The organism is Paenibacillus sp. cl130 (genome assembly GCF_900116035.1).
GTDB classification, from domain to species: Bacteria; Bacillota; Bacilli; order Paenibacillales; family Paenibacillaceae; genus Paenibacillus; species Paenibacillus polymyxa_B.
Genome location: NZ_FOYG01000006.1, coordinates 16,524 through 32,978, shown reverse-complemented (window position 1 = coordinate 32,978; position 16,455 = coordinate 16,524). Strand labels below are relative to the sequence as shown.

General features: G+C 48.6%; 13 protein-coding genes and 1 other annotated feature. All 13 genes read left to right on the top strand.

Annotation, left to right across the window (positions count from 1 at the left end; all coding sequences use genetic code 11):
- Positions 1-2 precede the first annotated feature (2 nt).
- The 13 genes from cobA to BM358_RS16850 all read left to right on the top strand — a co-directional run bounded on the left by cobA (position 3) and on the right by BM358_RS16850 (position 16,413).
- A complete protein-coding gene (gene cobA / locus BM358_RS16910) occupies positions 3-1,559 on the top strand; it encodes a uroporphyrinogen-III C-methyltransferase (RefSeq protein WP_028541573.1) in 1,557 nt (518 codons plus the stop codon).
- 47 nt (positions 1,560-1,606) lie between these two features.
- Positions 1,607-2,605, top strand: coding sequence for a porphobilinogen synthase (hemB, locus tag BM358_RS16905; RefSeq protein ID WP_028541574.1), 999 nt, complete (start codon positions 1,607-1,609; stop codon positions 2,603-2,605).
- A gap of 30 nt (positions 2,606-2,635) precedes the next feature.
- Complete coding sequence (gene hemL / locus BM358_RS16900; protein ID WP_028541575.1) at positions 2,636-3,940, top strand: glutamate-1-semialdehyde 2,1-aminomutase; 1,305 nt, start codon at positions 2,636-2,638, stop codon at positions 3,938-3,940.
- Complete coding sequence (locus tag BM358_RS16895; protein WP_028541576.1) at positions 3,937-4,851, top strand: RluA family pseudouridine synthase; 915 nt, start codon at positions 3,937-3,939, stop codon at positions 4,849-4,851. The genes hemL and BM358_RS16895 overlap by 4 nt, the downstream gene beginning before the upstream one ends.
- 126 nt (positions 4,852-4,977) lie before the next feature.
- Positions 4,978-6,309, top strand: a complete 1,332-nt coding sequence (locus BM358_RS16890) for a LysM peptidoglycan-binding domain-containing protein (RefSeq protein WP_028541577.1) — start codon at positions 4,978-4,980, stop codon at positions 6,307-6,309.
- Positions 6,310-6,380: 71 nt separating this feature from the next.
- Positions 6,381-6,665, top strand: a binding site (T-box leader).
- A gap of 53 nt (positions 6,666-6,718) precedes the next feature.
- On the top strand, positions 6,719-9,385 hold the full coding sequence (locus BM358_RS16885; RefSeq protein WP_023989958.1) for a valine--tRNA ligase: 2,667 nt from the start codon (positions 6,719-6,721) through the stop codon (positions 9,383-9,385).
- 36 nt (positions 9,386-9,421) lie between these two features.
- Complete coding sequence (locus tag BM358_RS16880) at positions 9,422-10,798, top strand: bifunctional folylpolyglutamate synthase/dihydrofolate synthase (RefSeq protein ID WP_023989957.1); 1,377 nt, start codon at positions 9,422-9,424, stop codon at positions 10,796-10,798.
- 6 nt (positions 10,799-10,804) lie between these two features.
- Entirely contained in the window at positions 10,805-12,184 is a 1,380-nt protein-coding gene (gene murC, locus BM358_RS16875; protein WP_013311605.1) for a UDP-N-acetylmuramate--L-alanine ligase, read from the top strand.
- Between the two features lie 167 nt (positions 12,185-12,351).
- Positions 12,352-13,572 (top strand): SPOR domain-containing protein, encoded by a 1,221-nt coding sequence (locus BM358_RS16870; protein ID WP_023989956.1) that lies wholly within the window; start codon positions 12,352-12,354, stop codon positions 13,570-13,572.
- A 121-nt stretch (positions 13,573-13,693) separates the two neighbouring features.
- Positions 13,694-13,936, top strand: a complete 243-nt coding sequence (locus tag BM358_RS16865; RefSeq protein ID WP_023989955.1) for a DUF4321 domain-containing protein — start codon at positions 13,694-13,696, stop codon at positions 13,934-13,936.
- A gap of 22 nt (positions 13,937-13,958) precedes the next feature.
- Complete coding sequence (locus BM358_RS16860) at positions 13,959-14,567, top strand: Maf family protein (RefSeq protein WP_028541578.1); 609 nt, start codon at positions 13,959-13,961, stop codon at positions 14,565-14,567.
- A gap of 13 nt (positions 14,568-14,580) precedes the next feature.
- Positions 14,581-15,273 carry a RadC family protein gene (radC, locus tag BM358_RS16855; protein WP_025722728.1) on the top strand — a complete coding sequence of 231 codons (693 nt, stop codon included), beginning with the start codon at positions 14,581-14,583 and terminating at the stop codon, positions 15,271-15,273.
- A gap of 105 nt (positions 15,274-15,378) precedes the next feature.
- Positions 15,379-16,413, top strand: coding sequence for a rod shape-determining protein (locus BM358_RS16850; protein WP_013311600.1), 1,035 nt, complete (start codon positions 15,379-15,381; stop codon positions 16,411-16,413).
- Positions 16,414-16,455: the final 42 nt, after the last annotated feature.

Below are 16,455 nucleotides of genomic sequence, written 5' to 3'. Positions count from 1 at the left end.
GCATGGCAGGAAAAGTATATTTGGTAGGTGCAGGACCCGGAGACGCAAGATTAATTACGGTCAAGGGTTGGGAATGCATTCAATTGGGCGATGTCATTGTGTACGACAGATTGGCAAGCCCACGCCTCTTGGGACTGATGAAGCCAGGTGCCCAAAAAATATATGTCGGCAAGTTGCCAGATCGTCACACCATGAAGCAAGAGGAAATTAATCAGCTGCTGGTGGATTTGGCCTTGGAGGGCAAAACAGTTGTTCGTCTTAAAGGGGGAGACCCCACTATATTTGGACGAGTCGGCGAGGAAGCCGGGCTATTGCGTAAACACGGTATTTCCTATGAAATTATACCCGGCATCACATCAGCGATCAGTGTGCCCGCCTATGCGGGCATTCCAGTCACACACCGAGATATGGCCTCATCGCTTTCTATCATTACAGGTCATGAAAGTCCGGATAAACTCGACAAAAGTATTCATTGGGATAAAGTGACGAACGCAACGGGCACACTGATCTTTATGATGGGTGTAGCAAAGATCGGCTATATCAGTGAACAGCTCATAAAACACGGCAAGCCGTCAGATACTCCTGTTGCCTTGATCCGTTGGGGGACCCGCGCCGAGCAGGATACGCTGGTGGGTACGCTGGCGGATATTGAAGCTAAGGTGAAGGCCGCGAATTTTCAGCCTCCCGCCGTCATCGTTGTCGGAGAAGTGGTCAATCAACGTGAACAGTTAAAATGGGCTGAGGACATGCCTTTGTTTGGCAAGCGGATTTTAGTTACTCGCGCGCGTGCGCAGGCCAGCAGTCTGGTTCACCGGATTGAAGAGCTTGGTGGCGAGCCTTATGAATTTCCAGTTATTCAGACTGTCGCCCCTATGGACGAGCCAACCAAACAGGAAATTAAAGAGGCATTTGCACGACTGCCTGAATATGATTGGGTGTTTTTTACCAGCGTTAATGGAGTGGAATACTTTTTCACGCACTTAAAGGAACAGGGCAAGGACGTACGCGCGTTGTTCAAAGCGCGTATTGCCGCAGTCGGACCGGCTACAGCAGCCGCGCTTCGGACGCACGGAATTGCAGCAGAACAGATCGAAGGCCCTTTTCAGGCAGAGGGCTTGCTCGAAGGGTTTGAGCAGGATTTGCAGGCAGGGCAGAATGTATTTCTCCCAAGGGGTGATCTAGCTCGGTCGTGGCTGCCAGAAAAGCTGAGGGAGATGGGCCTTCATGTGACCGAGGCTGATTTGTATCAAACGGTGCTGGCAGCCAACACACAGGATGACGAGCTCCTCAAGCTGCTTGAGGAACGTGCCATTCACGCGATTACGTTTACGAGTTCCTCAACCGTCACCTTTTTTCTGGAAGCGCTCAGACAAATGGGGATCCATGATCCGTTGTCGCTGCTGGAGGGAGTTACGATTGCTGTGATCGGTCCTTTGACCGGTGAGACAGCTACCCAAGCCGGTTTGACTGTGAGTTTTATGTCAGAGAAGGCAACCATTGAAAGTCTGATTCAATCGTTATGTGACTGGAAACGATCAAGTACTCTTATGACATTATAATTTTTTGTTTTTGCTAATGAATGTATAAAAAATGGAGGTTTGTATTCATGAGTGTTCCTTTTACTAGACATCGTCGTTTGCGCCAGTCAGCTGCAATCCGCAGTATGGTGCGTGAGACGGTATTGAATCCCGCTGATTTTATCCAACCGATTTACGTAACATTTGGCACTGGAGTGAAACAGGAAATTAGCTCTATGCCAGGTGTATACCGTTTTTCTCTGGATCGGCTGGAGGAAGAACTGAAAGAGATTAGTGAGCTTGGCATTCCCGCCGTGCTCCTGTTTGGCATACCGGAAACAAAAGACAGTGTAGGGACTTCGGCTTTTGTGGACGATGGTATTGTTCAGGAAGCAACTCGTTTGATCAAGTCTCGTTATCCCGAACTGCTGGTTGTGGCTGATACTTGTTTGTGTGAGTTTACGGACCATGGACACTGCGGTATGGTACACATGCATGAGCATGATGGTGAGGTATGCGGTGAAGTATTGAATGATGAATCTCTGGAGGTGCTGGTACGTACAGCCGTTTCTCAGGCCAGAGCTGGTGCGGATATTATCGCGCCATCTAATATGATGGACGGTTTTGTACAGGCGATTCGGCAGGGGCTGGATCTAGAAGGCTTTTCACATATTCCGATTATGTCGTATTCCGTCAAATATGCGTCTGCTTTTTATGGTCCTTTCCGGGAAGCTGCTGATTCTGCACCGCAGTTTGGTGACCGTAAATCCTATCAGATGGATCCTGCTAATGCACGTGAAGCATTGCGAGAAGCGGAATCTGATGTGCTGGAGGGTGCGGATATGCTGATGGTGAAGCCTTCTCTTTCTTACCTGGACGTGATGCGCACGATTAAGGATCAATTTGATCTGCCTATGGTGGCTTACAACGTTAGTGGTGAATATGCCATGGTCAAGGCAGCAGCTCTTCAAGGCTGGATTGATGAAAAAGCAATGGTGCTAGAGATTTTGACAAGCATGAAGCGTGCGGGTGCAGATATGATTATTACCTATTCGGCCAAGGATGCGGCAAGATGGTTGAAGCAATAAGTCTATTTTCAGAAGATAGGAGTGGTAAGATTGATCGATGAACAACGAACAGTGCGCAAGGATACGAACTCCAAAGTAGCCTTCGATGAGGCAAAACAATACATTCCGGGTGGCGTAAACAGCCCGGTACGGGCTTTTAAATCTGTTGGGATTACACCTGTATATATCGACCATGGCGAAGGATCGCGCGTATATGATATTGATGGTCAATCCTATTTAGACTATGTATGTTCATGGGGACCGCTTATTATGGGGCATGCACATCCCGAAGTGGTTAAAGCTTTACAGGCTGCTGTTGTAAAAGGAACCAGCTTCGGCGCACCAACGTTGGCAGAAACTGAAATGGCCAAGCTCGTTTGTGAACGTGTTCCTTCCATGGATATTGTACGTATGGTTAACTCCGGAACTGAGGCGACTATGAGTGCGATTCGACTCGCACGCGGATTTACGAGCCGTAGTAAAATTCTTAAATTTGAGGGATCATATCACGGTCATGCGGACAGCTTGCTGATTAAAGCAGGCTCTGGTGTTGCGACCTTAGGCTTGCCCGATAGTCCGGGTGTACCTGAAGTCGTGGCCACCCATACAATCACCGTCCCTTATAATGATTTGGCTTCGGTGAAGCTAGCTTTTGAGAAATTTGGCGAAGAGATTGCCGCAATTATTGTCGAGCCAGTAGCAGGCAATATGGGCGTTGTACCGCCACAGCCTGGATTTTTGGAAGGTTTGCGTGAGGTAACCCAGCAGTACGGAAGTCTGCTGATTTTTGATGAAGTAATGACTGGATTCCGGGTTGGACTTCATTCGGCTCAAGGTCGCTTTGGTGTGACGCCGGATCTTACCTGTCTGGGTAAAGTGATTGGTGGTGGACTCCCTGTAGGTGCTTACGGCGGACGTCGCGATATTCTGGAGCAGATTGCTCCATCGGGACCAATATATCAAGCGGGTACGCTTAGCGGAAATCCGCTGGCTATGGCAGCAGGTTATTCGACACTTAAATTGCTGACGCCAGAAGTATACGATCGTCTGGAAGAGCGGGCAGCAAGGCTTCAAGCCGGATTCGAACGTAATGCGAGCGAGCTGGGTATCCCTGTCACGATCAATCGCGTGGGTTCTATGGTTTGTCCATTTTTTACAGAAGAAAAGGTTGTCAATTTTGACACAGCTAAAACGAGTAATCAGGACCACTTCCGCCGTTACTTTACTGAAATGGTGAATGAGGGAGTTAGTGTGGCACCATCTCAATTTGAGGGTATGTTTGTGTCGGGCGTGCATACGGTAGAGGATATTGATGCCACCATTGAGGCGAACTATCGCGCGCTCAAACGTCTATGAGCTGGCAAGGTGGCTGGAAAAGAAGAGGACCGTGGCTGGAGGTCACTCCAGGACGGGAAGTCACAGACGGGGAAAAAAACAGCGCTGATGCTGTAGATCAGTGGTTGCTGAATCGTTTGGAATTACCGGAAAAGCTGTGGCGCAGACTGCGTCATGAAAAAGAGATTGAACTTACAGGGGACCGGCTGCGGCTGGCCCTTTTTCCTGTAATGAACCTTGGCATCACCCCTCGTTGGTATGATTTAAAGGTACTGTATGAAGATGATTTTTGCCTGGTAGTGCATAAACCAGCAGGTATGGCAGTACATCCGGACGGCGCTGTGCAGGATGGTCCGCTGACGTTGGATCATGCTGTCGCATCCTACTATGAGATGAATGGCATACATGCGGCGGTACGGCATGTACATCGCCTGGATGTGGATACGACGGGCCCAGTGCTATATGCCAAAAATGAATTTGCATTGCTTAAGCTGGACAAGCAAATGAGAGCTAAGGATATCGGCCGCAGGTATGTAGCTTTGGTACGAGGGAAAGTACCTCCATCACTGCGAACGTTGGATTGGCCGATTGGCAAGGACAGGCATCATAAGCAGCGCCGTCGTGTATCTCCGACTGGGCAGAAGGCGGTTACCCATATTGAACTCGGGGAAGTATGGGGAAGCGGTTCAAGTGCAGTGAGTCTCGTATATCTGACGCTGGAGACAGGCCGGACGCACCAGATTCGCGTACATCTTAGTCATGCTGGCTACCCGTTGCTTGGGGATGTATTATACGGGGGTCGGGCTACTGATTTTTGCAGGCAGGCGCTGCACGGAGAGCGTCTTACCTTCTGTCATCCGCTGAGTGGCGAAACAATTACGGTGGAGGATGCTTGGCCGGATGATTTTCAAAAGCTGCACAAACAGCTATAAAAGATGGCATGCCTTCTATTTTGGCGCATATACTTGAACCTAGAAACGGTTTGCAATATGGAGTTTCCGTGCGCCTGACCAGAAGTCAGAGGATGTGCGGAGACTGCCCAAAGGAGGATGCCATCCTTGAACAAACAACAGAATGATCAGCCGCAAGGCTTGCGTTTTGATATTTATGAACGCATTCATTTGACGGAGGAAGCTGCCGGGATTGCTGAGTTGGAGGAAATTGAGCTTCTGCCACGCATTCAGGTTGTAACCCACGGCGACCATGCCGCTTTGCGAGGGCATTTGCTGCTGGAGGGCGTGTACCGCACACCTGAACAGATTACGAGCGAGCTTCATCATTTGATCCCTGTGGAAATTACCATTCCGCTAAACCGCGTAGGGAGATTGGAAGATATCTCTGTCGAGATTGAAAATTTTGATGTGGACCTGCTCTCTTTACGTAGTCTAAACATTACAGGTGTTCTTTCTTTGCATGGCGTGGAAAGCTCGCACGCGGAGGAGACGGCGGTCTGGCTGGATGAGGAATTCACCGTAGTGCATGCACCTGAGCATCCGGTTCAATCCCATACCGCCGATGGGGAGCATCGCCATGCAGAGGCCTATTCTGCCAATGACTCGACCTCCGATTACGTTACAGACCCTGAAACCTCCTACAGAGTGCCAGCACAACAGGAGTCTGTTTCATGGGAACAGCTGTCTGAGGGCCATGGAGAACAGAAGGCATCGTCGGAACAGCAAGCTTATGAGTCGGCAGTAGATTCTAACCGGTTCTATGAGCCTTGGACGGGTAAAGCAGTTGAAGACAGCTCTCCCGAGGTCAAGCATGAGCATGGGTCTCCGGAAGTGTGGGGATTTCAGCAAGAGGAAGCATGGACAGGGGGGAATGAACCTAAATTATCTTCCGCATCTCCCAATGTAGTATATGACCCTTTGTTGAATGAACCGCATCCTGCCACGGAGTCCGAGGTCTATCTGGAGCCACAGTTGGAGGCGAGTCAAGTAGATAACTTCGACTTCAGGCCTGAAGCGTCAGAACAGGTGAACCACGAGGCCCATGACACCTTTACTGAGGATAAGCCAGAGATGCGTGTGGCGCTTAACAGTAAAAAGGATGAAGGGGCAGACGAGCCAGACCCGGTTGTCTACTCATCATTGCTCCAATCCAGCCGTTCGGTGAAGGAAGCCGAATACCAGCAGCAATTGGAGCAGGAGCCGCAGGATCAGGATCAGAAAGCCGAAGAAGAGCGGGAGAATGCCAAGTGGAAGAACCTTTTTTTTCATACACAAGATGAAACACCTTTTCGCAAGGTGCGCTTATGCATTGTACAGCGCGAGGATACACTGGAAACCATAGCGGACCGTTATCAGCTCAGCACACGTGAGCTTCAACTGTATAACAGATTGGCGGAGCATCATGTGGAAGAAGGACAGGTATTGTACATCCCTTGATCCGGTTGCTGAAAAATGCACAGCGGGTGTTGACTATAGTCAATGGGAAATGTATGATGTGGTATAGTTATTGAAAGACTGAGATCGGGAAGAGTAGGCAGCAAGCCCTTCAGAGAGTGGAATTGCAGCGCTGTGAGGTTCCGCAGGAAGCTACTGGCCGAAGTCACCCGGGAGTCGCCTGTTTGAACGGTTCCTCATTTAATTCCTACGGAAGATAAGAGGTTCACGGTAGAATAAGGCCGGTCCGCAACCGTTATCTGCATAAAGTGTCACACCATGTGTAATGGATCAGTGGATACATACACTAGGGGTGAAACAAAGGTGGTACCGCGAGAGAACAGCCTTTCGTCCTTTGAGGATGAAGGGCTTTTTTTATTTGCCAATTGAAAAATCATGGAGGTATCCTGATATGTCAGAACAAGACAACAAGACAACCTTGGAAATGCCAACAACGTACGATCCAAAATCAGCAGAACAAAAATGGTACAAAACGTGGATGGAAAAGGGCTATTTCCGCGCCGGGCAACATCCGGAGGCAGAGCCTTTTACAATCGTTATTCCACCACCGAATGTTACAGGTATGTTGCATATTGGACATGCTCTTGACTTTACTTTGCAGGATATTATTATTCGCGCCAAGCGGATGCAGGGTTATGATGCCTTGTGGCTGCCAGGGGCAGACCATGCGGGTATTGCTACCCAAACAAAGGTAGAGCAAAAGCTGCGTGAAGAAGGCCTGACACGTTATGATTTGGGCCGCGAGAAGTTTTTGGAGAAAGTGTGGGAGTGGAAGGAACTTTATCTGGATAATATCCATAATCAATGGGAAAAGATGGGTTTCTCTCTCGATTATTCTCGTGAACGTTTTACGTTGGATGAGGGACTGTCCCAAGCGGTACGCGAGGTATTCGTTACACTGTACAAGAAGGGTCTGATTTATCGCGGTAAACGCATCATTAACTGGGACCCCGCTGCACGTACTGCATTATCGGACATTGAGGTGGAATACAAAGAGGTGAACGGAAATCTGTATCACCTGCAATATCCACTGAAAGACGGTAGCGGATTTATTACGGTAGCTACTACACGTCCTGAAACGATGCTGGGCGATACAGCAGTAGCTGTACACCCGGAAGATGAACGCTACAAGCAAATGATTGGCAAAACGCTTGTGCTCCCAATCATCGGACGGGAAATTCCGGTCATTGCGGATGACTACGTTGATAAAGATTTCGGTAGCGGCGCGGTTAAAATTACACCGGCTCACGACCCGAATGACTTTGAAATGGGACAACGTCACCAGCTGCCACAAATTACGGTGATGGACGAAACGGGAACGATGAATGCCGAAGCAGGCAAATATCAGGGCCTTGATCGTAGCGATTGCCGTAAGCAAATCGTCGCTGATCTGAAAGAGCAAGGCGTACTGATTCGTATTGAAGAGCACGTACACCAAGTAGGCCACAGTGAGCGTACAGGTGTAGTTGTAGAACCTTATCTGTCCACACAATGGTTTGTGGAAATGAAGCCTCTGGCAGCTAAAGCGATTGAAGTGCAGAAGGCTGGCAACGGGGTAAACTTTGTACCGGATCGCTTTGAACGTACTTATCTGCATTGGATTGAAAATGTGCGTGACTGGTGTATTTCCCGTCAATTATGGTGGGGGCACCGTATTCCGGCTTGGTACGATGAGGAAACCGGAGAAGTTATTGTATCGGCGGAGGACCCTACAACTTTGCCTGAGTACGCTGGCAGAAAGCTAAAACAGGATGAGGATGTGCTGGATACCTGGTTCAGCTCGGCTTTGTGGCCGTTTTCGACACTGGGCTGGCCTGAGCAGACAGAGGACCTCAAACGCTACTATCCGACTAATGTCTTGGTTACAGGCTATGACATTATTTATTTCTGGGTATCGCGTATGATTTTTACCGCGCTGGAGTTTACGGAAGAGATTCCGTTCAAGGACGTACTTATGCACGGGTTGGTTCGTGATGCGGACGGTAGAAAAATGTCCAAATCCCTCGGCAACGGTGTTGATCCGCTCGACGTGATTGACCAATATGGTACCGATGCCATGCGTTATATGATTTCCACCAGTAGCACGCCTGGGCAAGACCTTCGTTTCCGCTGGGAGCGGGTGGAGCAGGCCCGTAACTTTGCCAATAAAATCTGGAATGCGTCACGCTTTGCGCTGATGAATCTGGAAGGCGTCACTTCGGCAGATATAGACATTACTGGTGACTTGAGCACCGCTGATCGTTGGATCCTGCATCGTCTAAACGAAACTTCACGCGACATCACGCGTCTAATAGATGCTTATGAATTTGGCGAGACAGGCCGCCTTCTGTATAACTTTATTTGGGATGATTTGTGCGACTGGTACATTGAGTTTGCGAAGCTTTCCCTATATGGCGACAATGCAGAGGCGAAAAAGAAAACGCAATCCGTACTTGCATATGTATTGGATCGGACGCTGCGCATGATTCATCCGTTCATGCCGTTTATCTCTGAGGAAATATGGCAGCATCTCCCGCATGAGGGAGAAACGATTACACTGGCCGCTTGGCCTGTTTATGATCCGGCTTTTGAGGATAAGGATGCAGTCGCTGAAATGAATTTGCTGATCGACGTAATTCGCGCTGTACGCAATATCCGCGCTGAAGTCAACGTGCCGATGAGTAAGAAAATTGAATTACTCATAAAACCCGGCGATCAAGCCGTTCTCGATATCATTAACCGCAATGGGGAATATGTACGTAGATTCTGTAATACGTCTGAATTCGACGCAGGATTAGAATTCACCGTTCCAGATAAAGCGATGACATCTATAGTTAGCGGCGCAGAGCTATACCTGCCGCTGGCCGGACTGCTTGATATTGCCCAGGAAATTAGCAGACTGGAAAAAGAACTTCAGCATTTGAACAGTGAAGTGGAGCGCGTGGAGAAAAAGTTATCTAACCAAGGCTTTGTGGCGAAGGCACCAGCTAAAGTCATCGAGGAAGAAAAGGCCAAGCAAGCCGATTACTCAGATAAGCGCGCTAAAGTTATCGCACGTATTGAAGAACTCAAGGGATAATTTCACTCACAATAAAATGACCTGAAGGTGAAGAGGATGTCAGATACGATCAGGGGCGGAGATACGGCTCCTTTACAAAGCTATGATGAAGCAGTGGAATGGATTAACGGCTTGATTCCGTTTGGCATCAGACCCGGATTGGAACGAATTGAACAGCTAATGAGTAAGTTGGGTGATCCGCAACGACATCTGAAGTTTGTGCATATTGCGGGAACCAACGGTAAAGGCTCGACTTGTGCCTTTCTGACCTCTGTGCTACTGAAATGTGGGTACGATGTCGGAACTTTTACATCTCCGTACATCACCCGATTTACGAACCGTTTTCAATTCAATGGGACCGATATTCCCGATGAAACGCTGGTTTTGCTTGCCAATCGCTTGTATCCGTTGGTGAAAGAAATCGCAGATAGTGAATTGGGATCACCTACGATGTTTGAGGTATCGACAGCGTTGGCTATTTTATACTATGCTACGGTATCTTTCCCAGATGTTGTGGTATGGGAGACAGGTCTCGGGGGAAGGATGGATGTAACTAATATCGTGAGTCCAATCGTCTCGGTTATTACGAATGTCGGCTATGATCATACGGATATTTTGGGAGATACGCTCGAACAGATTGCAAGGGAAAAGGCTGGTATCATCAAACCAGGTGTACCTGTCGTCAGCTGTGTTTCCCAACCCGAGGCTATTCAGGTCATACGTGAAACGGCGGCAAAGCAAGGAGCTACCTTGTACCTGGCAGGAGAACAGTTTACGTATGAACGGCTAAATGGGGATGAAACAGCTCAGACCTTTTCATTCGCGGGGCCCTTCCGACATATGGAAATTGACATCACGTTGTTAGGCGAGCACCAATGTTCTAATGCGGCAGGAGCTATGATGGCACTTGAGGTCCTACGTCAGTATATGGCTTTTGTGTTGGATGATGCAGAACTGCTGGAGGGCTTTAGGCAAACTGCCTGGGCAGGGCGTCTCGAACAAGTCAGTACCTCGCCGAGGATTGTCCTTGATGGAGCTCATAATCCAGAAGGAGCACAGACGCTGGCCAAGAGTCTTCCTCAAGTGTATTCGTACAAAAAATTGGTTTTAATGATGGGGATGCTGTCAAACAAGCATCATGAAGCATACTTGCAGCATATACTGCCACTAGTGGATACGCTTATCCTGACCGAGCCCGATTTTCGCCGCAAAATGAATGCCGCTGAATTGGCTCATCTCGTGGAGAAGCTGCGGCCGTCTTATGCCAAAACGGATTTAAAAATAATTGTAGAAGGTGACTGGAAAAAGGCTCTTGGCCTGCTTCAGTCACATACGGAAGCGGAAGATCTGGGGGTGGTGTCCGGCACGCTGTACCTTATTGCGGATGTACGGGCTACCCTTATGTATCAAACCGATTCGGAAAAAGGTTGGTGAAATTTGTTGATTACTTCGGAACATGTTCATTTTATCGGTATCGGCGGCTACGGGATGAGCGCGATTGCTCGGGTCATGCTGGAGATGGGTTATACCGTGACTGGCTCAGATGTGGCATCACAAGAGCTGACAGAAAAACTGGCGGCAAAAGGCGCAAAAATATATATTGGACACACGCCTGAGCATATTGCAGGCGCGGATATCGTCGTCTATTCAACAGCATTGTCACGTGACAATGTGGAGCGGGTGGCAGCGGAGGAATTGAATATTCCAACTCTGCACCGTTCGCAGATGCTGGCTCGCTTGCTTAACGAACGTAAGGGAATAGCTGTTGCGGGTGCGCACGGTAAAACGACAACCTCTTCCATGATCGCTCTGGTTATGGAGAGATGTAACGTTGATCCAACGTATATTATTGGCGGCGAAATCACGAATTTGGGAACGAATGCCAAAGCAGGTAAAAGCGAGTTTGTCGTTGCTGAGGCGGATGAGAGTGATGGTTCTTTCCTGCAATATCATCCTTGGCAAGGCATCGTAACCAATATTGAAGCGGATCATTTGGAAAATTACGATGGCGACTTTAATCGTCTGAAAAGTGCCTATGTACAGTTTTTGAGTCAAATTCGACCGGATGGGGCGGCTATTGTATGCGCAGATGATCAGAACATCCGGGAAATGCTGCCTCAACTCCAGACTCGGGTCATTACTTATGGAGTGGAGCATGAAGCGGATTATATGGCGACAGATATCCAATTAGGTGACCGTCGATTAAGCTTCACTATGAGCCGCAAGGGAACAGCACTCGGAACGATCGAACTATCAGTGCCGGGTAAACATAACATGTATAATGCGATGGCGACTGTGATTTCATGTTTGGAAGCAGGGATTCCATTCGATCAAATCGCTGCGACAATTGTGGAATTTCACGGCGCGAAGCGTCGTTTTCAAGTACTAGGTGAAAGCAATGACATACTGATTATTGATGACTATGCGCATCACCCAACAGAGATTGAGGCTACGATTAGCGCAGCGAGAGCGACTGGCAAACGTATTATTGCTGTATTCCAGCCGCAACGCTATAGCCGCACCTTTTTCCTGCTCGATGCGTTCAGCCGCGCGTTTAGCGAGGCTAGTGAAGTCATAATTACCGATATTTATTCACCAGCGGGAGAAAAACAGATTGAAGGCGTGCATTCTTCCAAGCTCGTGGATTTAATCGTCCAAAACAGCAATGCGAATGCAATCTATTTGCCGACCAAAGAAGCTGTGATCGAAGAGTTGAAAGATCGCTTACAGCCGGGTGATCTTGTGCTGACGATGGGAGCTGGAGATATCTGGAAAGCAGGTGACGCGTTAGCGCGCCATCTTCGCGGACAGCAAGTGTAATACGTATAAAAATGAGCTGTTACGCCAATGAATTACATTTATTCGAGGGTATTCCGAACACGACTGTGTTTCGGGATACCCTTTTTTTGTAATGCTGGGGCATATATTCTTAGCTTGACTCATACAACAGACTATGAGGAAGTATGGGACAAGGAGGGAGTGCATCCATGAATAAGACCAAGATGACATTCCGGTTCGACCAACAGTTGCCGGAGACAAGCCGGGAGGATAAGCTACAGGTGCTTCCGTACAAAAATGAGTCGATTACGAACGAACAGCGTGAAACTGATAACTCGCATAAAGGAACGGAACGGAACAGAGGAATGAAGAAAAATACTGTAGCTACGCAAGAATCAGAGATCAACGAGCCTGAGGATCTGAACAAACGCATTTCAAGTCGGCGTTTTGCTCCAACATTAAGAGTACAAGAGGGATGGGATGACCCCTTTGGTCGTTCGGCGGCTTCCTGGTCAGATGCGGAAGTTCTACCAGATAGCCTGGAAGAGGATGAGGAAGCTTATCATTCTGTCCAAGAGTACAGAAAGCGTCCGCCCCACCCTTCAAGATGGAAACTGGTTGGCTCTGTAGCCAGCGCGCTGGTGACCGGAGGCATGTTTGGATATATTATGTTGTTACTGTTTAACGGAGGAGGCATGGTCCCGGGATCAGATCCTTCAGTAGAGGAGGCAGTACCGGTCTTTAAAGAATCTGTTGGTGTGGATGCAATATCTGCAAAAGAGAATTCTGTCCCTGTCACTGTCATAGAGGCTCAGGTACCTCCACAAACCTACTATTTGCTGCAATATGGGGTTTTCAGCACTCCAGAACGGGCCTTACAAGCAAAAGAAGAACTGTTGAAGGCAGGCATTGCAGCAGGAGGGGATACCGAGGACCAAAACCGGGTATATGCAGGAATATCGCCGGATAGGGAGCAAGCCAAGTTGCTCAGCAATCAGTTGAAAACACAAGGAGTCGATTTGTATGTTCGTGAGCTTGAATTACCTGGATTCGAAAAAGCAGCTTACGGAGGCGAAGGTGATAAACTCACTAGCTTTTTTCAGTTAAGCAGTTCATTGGTGGGTAAGTTGAGCGGACTTTCCTCAACCTTGCTCGGAGAAGGAGGTCCGAATACGGTGCCAGCCTCCGACATGAAGGAGCTGAACGACCTGCATCAGCAGTGGACACAAAATATCACTGCACTTCCCACTGGGCTTTCGAAGGAAGCGGCTGTCTCCGCAACCTCACTTGAAAAGGCGATGAACAGTGCGATCTCTGCAATTGGGGAATATAACAAGAACACAGCCAAGGAACACATTTGGGAGATTCAATCCTCCATGATGGAATATGTTTTGCGTGAGAGGGAATTTATCCAATTCATAAAACAATAAGCTAACCATATTTTCCGGCAAGGAACTGGAAATAGTTCCCCATGCCGGATTTCTGTTTGTATTGCAGTACAAATCACCGTATAATAATGAAGGTGTCAAAAAATGGCGAGGGAAGATCAGGATGAAAAAAAATGTAGGAATGCTTATACTGTTTTTGTTGCTCGGTTGGCTCTTGGGTGCATGGATTGCCAAAGCCCTTCAATCGATCAAGTTCCTTTCCTTTCTGACCCACCCCACTAGGATATCTTGGTCGCCGAGAGCGGACCTGGATATTATCAGCTACAACATAACGATAAATTTTGAATTGAGCCTGCTTAGTCTGATCGGCATCATTGCCGCGTTCTGGCTGTACCGCAGGCTCTAACTGATGAAAAGGAGCTTCCCTTATGGACGGGAAAATTACGCCCCGCATTATTCTGGCATCGACTTCACCAAGAAGGAAGGAATTGCTCGCATTTTTGAGATTCCCCTTTGAGGTGGTGCCGAGTCATGCGGATGAGAGCACGCCTGAGAGCTGGACGCCTCAGCAAATCGTGGAGACCCTTGCGGCACGCAAAGCCGAAGCGGTCGTGAACACTGCCGCTCAGTCGAAGGAAGCCGGACTGGTGATTGGCAGTGATACCATTGTCGTGCTGGATGGTTCGGTATTGGGCAAGCCTGCCGACCATGCGGACGCGGTTCGCATGCTGACTGCATTGCAGGGAAGGACACACCGTGTGTACACCGGGGTAGCCTGCATACATACCGGAACCGGCGAAATGCTTGTCAGACATCGCCAAACGGAGGTTACAATGAAGCCTCTGAGTCAAGAGCAAATTGTGGCATACGTGAATACTGGTGAATCGTCTGACAAAGCAGGAGCGTATGGCATTCAAGGCATGGGTGCTACGCTGGTGGAATCTATTCAGGGTTGTTATTTTAACGTCGTAGGATTGCCGCTTTCCTTGCTGTCGGACATGCTGTCCGATTTTGGAGTGAATGTGTTGCGTCCATAAAGGGGATAAACATATGCTGGAGTCGCCAATACTGATGCTTCGCGACCTCCCCCATGAAGAACGACCAAGAGAGCGCATGATGACATATGGGGCGGATGCCTTAAGCAACGCGGAGTTGCTGGCAATATTGCTGCGTACAGGAACGCAAAATGAGTCTTCGGTGCATTTAGCGCAGCGTATTTTGCAGCAGGCAGGAAATTTGCGTCAACTGGTGGATATGAGCTTGAGCGAGTTGACCCAGATTAAGGGCATTGGGGATGCTAAAGCGATACAGCTAAAAGCGGGTATCGAACTGGGGCGTCGATTAGCATTGTCTCGCCATTTGGAGACCCCGGTGATTAGTTGCCCGCGGGATGTGGCTGATCTGCTGTTTGAGCAGCTTCGTTATTTGCAGAAAGAGCATTTTGTATGCTTGTTCCTTAACACTAAAAATCATGTCATTGCTCAGGAAACACTATCTATGGGTAGCCTGAATTCTGCCATCGTGCATCCTCGTGAAGTATTTCGGGCAGCAATCAAATGCAGCAGCGCTTCAATCATTTGCGCTCATAACCATCCGAGCGGTGATCCGAAGCCAAGCCCGGAGGATGTCCAGTTGACTCGCCGCCTGATGGAAGCGGGCAACATCGTAGGTATCGACGTGCTTGATCATATTGTGATCGGGGACGGGACCTTTGTAAGTTTGAAGGAACAAGGTCTGATATAATATAATATTTAAATCAAACATTTAAACACGACCGGATAATCCGGCCTGAATAAACCGTTTATACATGGATAACAGATTTCAGGGAAGAGAAAAGGAGATTACATCATGCTGGGTGGCTTTACAAAAGATTTGGGAATAGACTTGGGGACGGCAAACACGCTTGTATACGTAAGAGGTAAAGGAATTGTGGTTCGTGAACCATCTGTAGTCGCTTTGCGTACAGATACAAAAACCATTGAGGCTGTTGGTGAATCTGCGAAAAAAATGATCGGTCGCACACCGGGAAATATACGTGCGATTCGTCCGATGAAGGACGGTGTCATTGCTGATTTTGATACGACAGCAACGATGATCAAATATTTTATCCGTCAGGCGCAAGCACAACGCTCTTTGTTTCCGCGCCATCCGAACGTGATGGTTTGTGTGCCTTCAGGCATTACTGCGGTGGAGCAGCGTGCTGTTGAAGATGCGACGAAGCAAGCAGGCGCAAGAGAGGCATATACGATAGAGGAGCCGTTTGCAGCAGCAATTGGCGCTGATCTTCCTGTATGGGAGCCTACAGGCAGTATGGTTGTCGATATCGGTGGAGGTACAACCGAAGTGGCAGTCATTTCCCTGGGCGGGATTGTAACAAGCCGCTCCGTGCGTGTGGCTGGCGATGAAATGGACGAGTCCATCATCCAATACGTGAAGCGCCAATACAATCTGATGATTGGTGAACGGACTTCAGAGCAACTGAAAATGGAAGTTGGTTCAGCTATGCCATTAGAGCAAGTGGAAACCTCAGAAATCCGCGGACGTGATCTGGTAACAGGTTTGCCGAAGACGATCACGATTACTTCTGATGAAATTAGCGAAGCGTTATCGGATACAGTCAATGCAATCGTGGATGCGGTCAAAGTAACACTGGAAAAATGCCCTCCCGAGTTGGCAGCGGACATCATGGATAGAGGAATCGTACTTACTGGTGGTGGAGCACTTCTGCGTAATCTGGACAAGCTGTTGGCAGGTGAAACCGGAATGCCGGTGATCGTAGCGGAAAATCCTCTGGATTGTGTGGCAATCGGTACAGGCAGAGCGCTGGAAAATATTCATTTGTTCAAATCGCGCAGCAGTTCTGCCGTCCGTTCCAAACGTTGAATCGGGGGTGTAGGAACTGTTTAAGCTGTTTGGCAATAAAAG